The following is a 10638-nucleotide window of genomic DNA, read 5'->3' on the forward strand; positions in this document are numbered from 1 at the left end:
AGTATTCATATAATCTTTCGTTATTTTTATTGCAAAGAACCAGAATGAAAATTTTTATTGTATTAATCGGAATGATAGCAGGCACAGGTATTTTTGCCCAAACCGATGCCAGAATCTACGATATCATCCATGCTGTTTCTGCCGAACGAATTGAAGCAGACATAACCACCCTGGCCCAATTTGGGACGCGCCACACCCTAAGTGATACGGTCTCACAAACCCGTGGTATTGGTGCCGCACGCCGTTGGATCAAGGCCGCATTCGAAACCATCTCGAAAGATTGTAGTGATTGCCTTGATGTGTTTTATCAAAAAGACCTGGTGCAAAAGGGAGCGAACAATCGAATTGTAAAGGATGTATGGGTGGTAAATGTAGTGGCTATCCAAAAAGGGACGAAATATCCCAATCGCTATATCATTATGAGTGGCGATATCGATTCCAGAGTAAGCGACCCGAACGACTTTACATCCGATTCACCAGGGGCCAACGACAATGCCAGTGGGATGGCGGGTGCGTTGGAAGCAGCTCGTGTGCTTTCCAAATACCAATTTGAAAGCAGTATCATCTATGTCGGACTGAGTGGTGAGGAGCAGGGACTTTTTGGGGGTAAGGGATTGGCGCAATATGCAAAGGATAAGGGTTGGGATATTATTGGCGTGCTGAACAATGACATGATCGGCAACATTCAAGGTGTAGATGGCGTGATAAGCAATCGGGATTTTCGAATTTTTTCGGAGCCGGTGCCACCCACCGAAACCGAAAGCGAACGCAATGCGCGCCGTTTTTACGGTGGTGAGGTAGACGGAATTTCCCGACAATTAGCACGATTTGTTTATACCACCACCAAAACCTATATGCCCGAAATGCATCCAAACCTGATCTACCGTTTGGACCGATTTGGCCGTGGCGGACACCATCGTCCCTTTAACGATGCCGGTTTTGCAGGAATCCGTATCATGGAGTCACACGAGAATTACACCCAACAACATCAGGACCTACGCTTGGAAGACGGAATTGAATACGGGGACCGACTAAAATTCGTGAATTTTGAATATGCAAAGAAATTGACGGCAGTAAACGCCATATCCATGGCAAGCCTGGCTTGGGCACCACCTGCTCCAACGAATGTCGCTATCGGTGGCATTGTAGAACCTTCAGTAAAATTAAAATGGGACAAGGTGGAAGGTGCTGTGGGCTATAAGATCTACTGGCGAGACACCACCTCTCCTACCTGGGACTATAGTCGGTACGTGGGCGATACCAATACCTTTACCTTGGAAGGTATTGTAATAGACAACTACTTCTTTGGTGTGGCTTCGGTTGGAAAAGACGGCCATGAAAGCGTGGTGGTTTTTCCCAATAAAACATTCAGATAAAAAAAATTACCCTACAAATGAAAAAAATCACATTCCTATTGCTCTTTATGCTCATGGGCAGTATTGCTTTTTCACAAAATTTTACCCATCAGGATAGCTTACGAGGTAGCATTACGCCGGAGCGGGCCTGGTGGAATTTAACCCAGTACGATCTGGCCATAGAAGTACAGCCCGAAGCACGTTTTATACAGGGTACCAATACGGTAAGTTACGAGGTGGTAGCACAAAATAATGTGATGCAGATCGATCTCCAACCACCCATGCAGTTGGACAAGGTTATTCAGGATGGAACGGAGTTGTCTTTCACTTCGGAAGGGAATGCTCATTTTATTCAGCTTCAGAAAAAACAGAAAAAAGGGGATAACAATAAACTAACCCTCTACTTTTCCGGAAAACCCAGAGTGGCCCGAAGAGCTCCTTGGGATGGGGGGTTTTCATGGGAAAAGGACAGTAATAGGAAGCATTTTATCGCGACATCCAATCAAGGAATTGGAGCCAGTATCTGGTGGCCGAATAAAGACCACCCCTACGACGAACCCGAAAACGGACTAAACTTGGCGATTACCGCTCCCGCCGATTTGGTAGGTGTGGGCAATGGACGTTTAATAAAAACCGAAGCCAAAGGAGATCAAAAGACATGGCAGTGGAAGGTTGTGAATCCCATCAACAATTACGGGGTAAATATCAATATTGGGGACTATGTACATTTTGGTGAAAAGTACAAAGGTCTTAAAGGCGAGCTCGACCTGGATTATTGGGTGTTGCGTGAAAACGAGGCAAAGGCGAAAGAGCAGTTCAAGCAGGTTCCTATGATGTTGGAAGCCTTCGAATATTGGTTTGGCGCCTACCCCTTTTACGAAGACAGTTTTAAATTGGTGGAAGTACCCTATCTGGGCATGGAACACCAAAGTAGTGTTACCTACGGAAATAAATACCGAAATGGTTATTTAGGCAACGACCTGTCCCGAACGGGCTGGGGCTTAAAATTCGATTTTATCATCATCCACGAGGCGGCGCACGAATGGTTTGCCAACAATATCACCAATATCGATGTGGCCGATATGTGGATCCACGAAGGGTTTGCCGCCTATTCCGAAAATCTGTATTTGGATTATCACTTTGGAAAAGAGGCTTCCTCGGCCTATGTGATAGGGACCCGCAATATGATTCAGAATGACCGACCAATCATCGGGGCCTACGGAGTTCAAAACGAAGGAAGTAGTGATATGTATTACAAGGGAGCAAACATCTTACACACCATACGACAGTTGATAGAAGACGATGAAAAGTGGAGAGCGATCCTTGTGGGTTTAAACAAGGACTTTTACCATCAGACGGTTTCCAGTAAACAGCTAGAAGATTATATCGCCGCCAAAAAAGGAATTCATATGAACGAATTCTGGGATCAGTATTTACGCACTACCATGGTCCCGCTTTTGGTGTACAAAGTGGATGGGAACACGTTACAGTTTCGGTATGAAGAAATCGTGGAAAATTTTGATATGCCGGTGATTGCTGTTGTAAATGGCAAAGAAGAGTGGATCTTCCCTGCTGCCGAATGGAAAACACAGGTATTTTCAGAACCCATAAAAGATATCGCCATTAAGAAGGATTTTTATGTGAATTCTGAACGGCTCAAAAAATAATATTGTTTTGGAGGAAAAACCCGAATTATACTTCCCAAGAGACGTCGAATGGCGTACGTGGTTACACGACAATCATCCCCATTACCCACAGGGGGTACAGTTGATATTCTTTAAATTAGAATTGAAGGTCCCTACCATGCGCTGGGAAGAGGCCGTAAAGGTTGCCCTCTGCTATGGGTGGATCGATAGCACGGTGCGAAGTCTGGGGAATGGGAAACGCCAGCAGTATTTCTGTCCGCGCAATCCGAAGAGCAATTGGAGTGCCCTCAATAAATCCTATATAATCGAATTGGAGTCCGAAGGTCTTATTCATGACAGCGGTTGGAAGAGCATTGAAATCGCCAAGGAACTAGGAACTTGGAACGCCATGGATAAGATTGAGAATCTAGTGATCCCTCCTAAATTACAACAGGCCTTTAAAAAGAATCCCCTAGCCTACGAAAACTTTCAAAATTTTGCACCGGGCTATCGAAAAAGCTATTTGAGTTGGCTATACCAAGCCAAACGCGTAGAAACTCAAGAGAAGCGAATTTCAGAAATTATTTCCCTCTGTGCTGCCAATAAAAAGTCACGCTCATAGAATTCCTTTAAAAGCCCTATATTTAAAACTTCAAAAAATCCAACCACATGCGAATTATACTATCACTATTGGCTATTGCCTGCACACTATCCCTACAAGCTCAGAAAAAGAAAAAAGACACCAAAGAAGAAGACACCAAATGGGATGTCGCTGCACCCGGTGCCGATTTCAACTATAAGACACACAGTTTTACCACCAATGAAGGGACTTGGATGAATCTGGATGTAAGTCCGAACGGGCAAACCATTGTATTCGACCTCCTGGGCGATATTTATACCATGCCCATTCAGGGTGGAACTGCCAAGGCGATCCGTACCGGAATTCCTTTTGAAGTCCAGCCCAGATTTAGTCCGGACGGCACCAAAATATCCTTTACCAGTGATGCCGGTGGTGGTGACAATATTTGGGTGATGCGTGCAGACGGCAGTGATGCCGAACAAGTCACCAAAGAAGATTTTAGGTTATTGAATAATTCGTATTGGATGCCCGATGGTAATTATCTGGTCGCGCGAAAACATTTCACTTCGGGCAGAAGTTTAGGTGCCGGTGAGATTTGGCAATATCATATTACCGGAGGAAGCGGTTTGCAGCTAACCAAGCGAAAGAACGACCAACAGGACGTGAACGAACCTGTTGTATCGACAGATGGGAAGTATCTCTATTATAGTGAGGACATGTATCCGGGGGGTAATTTCCAGTATAATAAGGATCCCAACAACCAAATCTATGTCATTAAAAGATACAACTTTGAAAACGGTGAAACCGAAACGGTAACAGGAGGACCCGGTGGCGCAGCGCGGCCTGCCGTTTCTCCCGATGGGACAAAATTGGCCTTTGTAAAACGGGTTCGCACCAAAACCGTATTGTATATCCACGATCTGGAAACCGGAGAAGAATGGCCTGTTTTTGATACCTTGAACAAGGACCAACAAGAGGCTTGGGCTATATTTGGAGTGTATCCCAATTTCGATTGGATGCCTAATAATACGGAACTCGTTTTTTGGAGTGGTGGAAAAATCCAAAAGATCGATATTAACTCCCTAGCGGTGACCAATATTCCGTTTACCGTCAATGTGAATATCGATTTGGCAAAAACGGTGCATTTTAACACCCCTATTGAGACCGAAACTTTTACTTCGAAAATGATTCGGCAAACGGTGACTTCGCCTAACGGAAAAATTATTATCTTTCAGTCCCTTGGGAGACTTTGGAAAAAAGAATTACCCAACGGAATTCCAACAAAATTAACTACCGGCACCGATTTTGAGTTTGAACCGGCATTCTCCCCGAATGGAAACGATATCGTTTTCGTTACCTGGAACGATCTTGAGAAAGGTGCCATTTTTAAAGTCCCTGTTTCGGGCGGAACACCTGTAAAATTAACTACTTCCAAAGGAATTTATCGAACCCCTTCCTATGCGCCTACGGGTAATACTATCGTCTTCAGAAAAGAAGGTGGCAATTTGGATCAAGGATTTACCTTTACAAAAGAACCGGGAATCTACACCATGAATGCTTCGGGCGGGAATGAAGAAAAAGTGACCGACGATGGAGCCTTCCCTACCTTCAGCAAAGACGGAAAAAGAATTTTCCTACAAAAAGGCGGTACCTTTTTCGGTGCCCTAACCAAAAAATTGATCAGTGTTAATTTAAAGGGAAATGACGAACAGGAGCATGTTACGTCCAAGTATGCAAATTATCTGGTGCCGAGTCCGGACAACCAATGGATCGCCTTTACCAATTTACACAAGGTTTACGTCGCCCCACTAGTGATGAATGGACAGGCTGTTGATCTGGATAACAAATCGAATTTTGTACCGGTTTCACAACTGGCAAAAGATGCGGGAATCAGTATTCACTGGTCTGCGGACAGCAAAAAAGTAATGTGGACCTTGGGTGATGAATACTTCAGCAACGAGATCAAAAACCGATTTACCTATTTACCGGGTTCGCCCAAGGAGGTGCCTGAAATGACTTCGGAAGGCATTAAAATTGGATTGACGGCTGCAGTTGATAAACCTTCAGGCCGAATTGCCTTTACCAACGCACGTATCATTACGATGGATGGAAATACTATTTTTGAAGATGGAACCATCGTTATCCATGGTAATAAAATTGAACGCATAGGCGAAGCGTCCAAGGTGACCGTACCCGGCGATGCGAAAATATATCCGGCTAGGGGGAAGACCATCATTCCCGGCTTTGTGGATGCACACGCGCATATTGGGGCTTTCAGAAGCGGGTTGACCGCGCAGCAGAACTGGCAATTTATGACCAACCTGGCCTTTGGAGTGACCACCTCGCATGATCCTTCGGCCAATACAGAAACGGTCTTTTCGCTTTCCGAATTACAAAAGGCAGGTTTATTAGTGGGGCCTCGCCTCTACTCTACCGGTTTTATCTTATATGGTGCCGATGGGGATTTTAAGGCCCTTATCAACAGCCTGGATGATGCCCGAAGCAGTATTCGGCGTACCAAGGCCTTTGGTGCCAAGAGTGTGAAGAGTTACAACCAACCCCGACGTGAACAACGGCAACAAGTCTTACAAGCGGCTCGTGAATTAGGGATCAATGTAGTTCCTGAGGGCGGTTCTACCTTCTACCACAACATCACCATGGTTATTGATGGGCATACCGGGGTTGAGCACAATATTCCTGTGGCACCGGTTTATAAAGATATTTTGGAGGTCTGGGGAAAAAGCGGAACCGGTTATACCCCAACCCTCATTGTAAATTACGGGGGACTCAATGGTGAGTACTATTATTTTGAACGTGATAATGTTTGGGAAAATGAAAAACTGCTGACCTTTACACCCAGAGCCATTATTGACAGTCGATCACGACACAGAACGAAAATTCCTTCGGAAGAATACGACAACGGTCATATTTTGGTTTCAGGAACCGCCAAAAAACTGAGCGATGCCGGAGTCAAAGTAAATATGGGAGCCCATGGACAATTACAAGGCTTGGGAGCGCATTGGGAGACCTGGATGCTGGCACAAGGTGGTCTGACTAATTTGGAGGCGCTCAAAGCGGCAACCATCAATGCGGCCGAGTACATTGGTGCCGGCAACGATATAGGCTCGTTACAGCAAGGAAAATTGGCCGATTTGATCGTTCTTTCTGAAAACCCATTGGAAAATATTGAAAATACCCAAACCATTGAGATGGTCATGGCCAATGGCCGACTGTACGACGCCAATACAATGAACGAAATTGGCAATCATCCCAAAAAGCGATTACCGTTCTTCTGGGAAGATAGCAAATACAACGAAGCCTTTCCGTGGCATGAAGACACCCAAGGTTTTATGAAAGGCGGCTGTGGATGCCACCTAGGACATCAATAGGTAGTACATGCATTTAGCCCAGTTTAATATAGCTGAAGCCATCGCGCCCATGGACAGTCCTGTGATGGCCGACTTCATCAACAATACCGATACGATTAATGCCTTGGCTGAGAAAAGTCCGGGCTTTGTATGGCGCTTTACCGATAAAGACGGAGCCGATGCCTATTCGGTGCGGGCCTACGAATCGGATTTTATTTTGGTGAACATGAGCGTTTGGAAGGATCGGGAAAGTCTGTTCAAATTTGTGTACCAATCGGAGCATGTGGAAATCTTCAGAAGAAAAAAAGAATGGTTTGCCAAAATGCCCAAAATGCATATGGTGTTATGGCATGTGGAGGATGGACACGAACCCACAGTAGAGGAAGGAAAAGAACGACTCGCCTACTTGCAAAAGCACGGAGAAACGCTGCATGCTTTTAGCTTTAAAAGCGCGTTTTAGCTATGGGGTTCTATGCGTTGTCGAAAGAAGAACGAGTACAGAAAGTCGCCGATATTCAGTTTCAGCTTCAGAAGGCCGTTGAAGGAAATGATCTTGAGCCATTTTTAGGGTATTTTTCAGAGGAAGACACCTATATTCGAAAAGCAGCCTATCAGGGCGTTGGAAGAATATACAACAGTGAAACTGGGCTTCGGGAAGGTATTTTAGAACTACTTCAGAAATTACACAAACACGACAGTGAATTAATTCGGCAAACAGTGGTGAATGCCGCCGGGGAAATTGGCCTTTTTCAGTTTGAGAAAGTACAAGCCATTTTCGACACCGCTTTATTTGATTCACATCACAAAGTGCGTAATGCTGTAATTGGTTCATTAAAAAAGATGAGTCAGAAAAACCCAAAACCCTCCCTGACTTGGGCAAAGCAGTATCTTACCCATCCCGATCTGGAGATTCGACGGCAGGTGTGTCACGGGATCGAACTACGAGGCCGCACCCACCCGGAAGATATTCTACCACTTCTTCATGTACTTCAGGATGAAAAATCAAAACGGGTACGGGACACGTTGGTACATGTTTTGGGTCAAATAAGCTATAAAAAAGGCTGTTTACCGAAAGTAATCAAGGCATTACAATGCTGGACCAATAAAGCGGTCGTTCTAGATGCCTTGGATGAAATAGTGGATGTACATAGTGAAGAACGTTATGCTGCGTTTTCAACCTTATCACAGCAACAAGTAATTTCTTACATCACAAAACATATGGAAAAAACCTGAAGACCATTTCCTTCGCTCAAAGAAAACCCTTTATCTGAAATTGTTGTAACATATCGAAAAAGCTACTTCTTAACCAATTATTAACGCGGTAATCCTCGAATCAAAAACTCAAAATTTGTATCTTTAAAACATAAACAATAAAAATTATAAAAATGGTTAAAGCAAAATATCAAAGTGTTTTGGATCTTGGACAAAAGTTGAATATTCAGAACGGTGATGTAAAGGAAGAAAACGGTAAACTTCAAGTATGGGGTACTGCAGCTACTCAATATGATAAAAATCAACTTTGGGATGAAATAAAGCGTATTGGAGGTGATAATCCAAGCGATATCATGGCCGATATAAAAGTTGCCGATGCTTCTGTATATGCACGTCATACTGTGGCTAGTGGCGAATCCTTAAGCAAGATCGCGAAGCACTACTACAAGGATCCTATGAAGTACAATGCTATTTTTGAAGCGAATCGAAATATTCTTAAGAATCCGGATCTTATTCATCCGGGACAGGAATTAGTTATTCCGAATCTGTAATTGAATTACTCCCTACTTTAAACTGCCCTTCGGGGCAGTTTTTTTTTATACAACAATTTAGTAACTTTAAAAGTTCTAAACCCTTTTACTACATAATCAATCAACTACCAATGAAACAACTCTTTTACCTGGCGTTCCTTTGTTTCGCCACCTCCCTCTCTGCACAACAACTCTCTATGGACATTTTAAAAGACCTGAAACCTCGGAATATAGGTCCGGGAGGTATGTCCGGGCGTGTAACAGCCATAGACGTAGTCACTTCCAATCCCGACGTGATGTACGTTGGTACTGCTTCGGGGGGACTCTGGAAATCTAACAGTGGCGGCATTACGTGGAATCCCATATTCGATAAGGAGGCGACAGGTTCTATTGGAGCGGTTGCCATTCAGCAATCCAATCCGTCGGTGATTTGGGTAGGTACGGGAGAAGGAAATCCGCGAAACAGTTTGAACGGTGGTTATGGCATCTATAAGTCCTTAGACGGCGGCAAGAACTGGCAGCTCATGGGCTTGGAAAACACACGGCATATCCACAGGGTGATTATCGACCCTACCAATCCCAACACCGTCTATGTGGGCGCCATTGGTTCTCCTTGGGGAGAGCATCCCGAAAGAGGGGTATTTAAGACAACAGACGGTGGAAAGACTTGGAACAAGATCCTCTTCGCCAATAACAAAACAGGCGTGGCCGATATGGTCATGGACCCCTCCAATCCCAACAAACTTATTGTAGCGATGTGGGAACACAAGCGTGATCCTTGGTTCTTTAATTCGGGTGGTGAAGGCTCCGGGCTGTATATTACCCACGATGGCGGAGCCACTTGGGAAAAGCGTACCGATGCCGACGGATTACCGAAAGGAGAACTGGGAAGAATTGGAATTGCCATTGCACGTAACAAACCCCATATTGTCTATGCGTTGGTAGAAGCGAAAAAGAATGCCTTATATAAAAGTGAGGACGGCGGTTTTAGTTGGAAGATGATCAACGACAAGGATGATATTGGGAATCGCCCTTTTTATTATTCTGAACTATATGTAGACCCCGAGAATGAGAATCGGGTTTATTCGATTTATACCTATGTAAATGTTTCGGAAGACGGCGGAAAGAATTTCGAACAACTTATGCCTGCCTACGGTGTGGACAACGGAGTACACCCCGATCACCACGCCTGGTGGATCCATCCTACCGATGGTAGTTTTATGATTGACGGCAATGACGGAGGGATGAACATTACACACGACGGGGGAAAGAGCTGGCGCTTTGTGGGAAACCTACCCGTAGCACAGTTCTATCATATCAATGTCGATATGGAATTTCCCTACAATGTGTACGGCGGAATGCAGGACAACGGAAGCTGGCGAGGCCCTGCCTATGTATGGAAATCGCAAGGGATTCGAAACGATTATTGGCAGGAGATTTCCTTTGGCGATGGATTTGATGTAGTGCCCGACCCGGACAACAACCGTCATGGCTGGACTATGAGTCAGCAGGGGTATGTAGATTATTACGACTGGGTGACCGGGAACAACTATACGGTACGCCCTACCCACTCCGACCCGGATGTGGAATTGCGTTTTAATTGGAATTCGGCTATCAATATTGATCCATTTGATAGTAAAACGGTATACTTCGGAAGTCAGTTTGTACACAAGAGCACCGACAAGGGATTGACCTGGGAGGTAATCTCACCGGATCTCTCTACCAACGATCCTGAAAAACAAAAACAAAGTGAAAGTGGTGGTTTAACCATGGACGCTACCGGTGCTGAAAATCATACGACTATCCTCGTTATAGAACCCTCGCCTATGGAACGCAATATGCTATGGGTGGGTACCGATGACGGACGCGTACACTATACCCAAAACGGAGGACAGACTTGGACCGACGTCTCAAAAAACATAAAAGGGCTACCGGCAGGAAGTTGGGTCACCCAGATAAAGGCTTCGA

7 protein-coding genes and 1 pseudogene are annotated in these 10638 nt (G+C 44.8%); all 8 read left to right on the forward strand.

Going from position 1 to position 10638, the window contains the following annotated elements:
- Positions 1-44 precede the first annotated feature (44 nt).
- Positions 45-1376 (forward strand): M28 family metallopeptidase, encoded by a 1332-nt coding sequence (locus K8F54_RS12065; protein ID WP_290791302.1) that lies wholly within the window; start codon positions 45-47, stop codon positions 1374-1376.
- A 17-nt stretch (positions 1377-1393) separates the two neighbouring features.
- A complete protein-coding gene (locus K8F54_RS12070) occupies positions 1394-3022 on the forward strand; it encodes a M1 family metallopeptidase (protein ID WP_290791304.1) in 1629 nt (542 codons plus the stop codon).
- 7 nt (positions 3023-3029) lie between these two features.
- A complete protein-coding gene (locus K8F54_RS12075) occupies positions 3030-3602 on the forward strand; it encodes a YdeI/OmpD-associated family protein (RefSeq protein ID WP_290791306.1) in 573 nt (190 codons plus the stop codon).
- A 47-nt stretch (positions 3603-3649) separates the two neighbouring features.
- On the forward strand, positions 3650-6949 hold the full coding sequence (locus K8F54_RS12080; RefSeq protein WP_290791308.1) for an amidohydrolase family protein: 3300 nt from the start codon (positions 3650-3652) through the stop codon (positions 6947-6949).
- A 7-nt stretch (positions 6950-6956) separates the two neighbouring features.
- Complete coding sequence (locus tag K8F54_RS12085; RefSeq protein WP_290791310.1) at positions 6957-7388, forward strand: DUF3291 domain-containing protein; 432 nt, start codon at positions 6957-6959, stop codon at positions 7386-7388.
- 2 nt (positions 7389-7390) lie between these two features.
- Positions 7391-8161, forward strand: coding sequence for a HEAT repeat domain-containing protein (locus tag K8F54_RS12090; RefSeq protein WP_290791312.1), 771 nt, complete (start codon positions 7391-7393; stop codon positions 8159-8161).
- Between the two features lie 152 nt (positions 8162-8313).
- The gene (locus K8F54_RS12095; protein ID WP_290791314.1) at positions 8314-8691 is read left to right on the forward strand and encodes a LysM peptidoglycan-binding domain-containing protein; all 378 of its coding nucleotides are present in this window, start codon (positions 8314-8316) and stop codon (positions 8689-8691) included.
- 110 nt (positions 8692-8801) lie between these two features.
- Positions 8802-10638 (forward strand): annotated as a pseudogene (locus tag K8F54_RS12100) (hypothetical protein); the annotation flags it as partial.

Source organism: Altibacter sp. (assembly GCF_019913785.1).
Taxonomy (GTDB): domain Bacteria; phylum Bacteroidota; class Bacteroidia; order Flavobacteriales; family Flavobacteriaceae; genus Altibacter.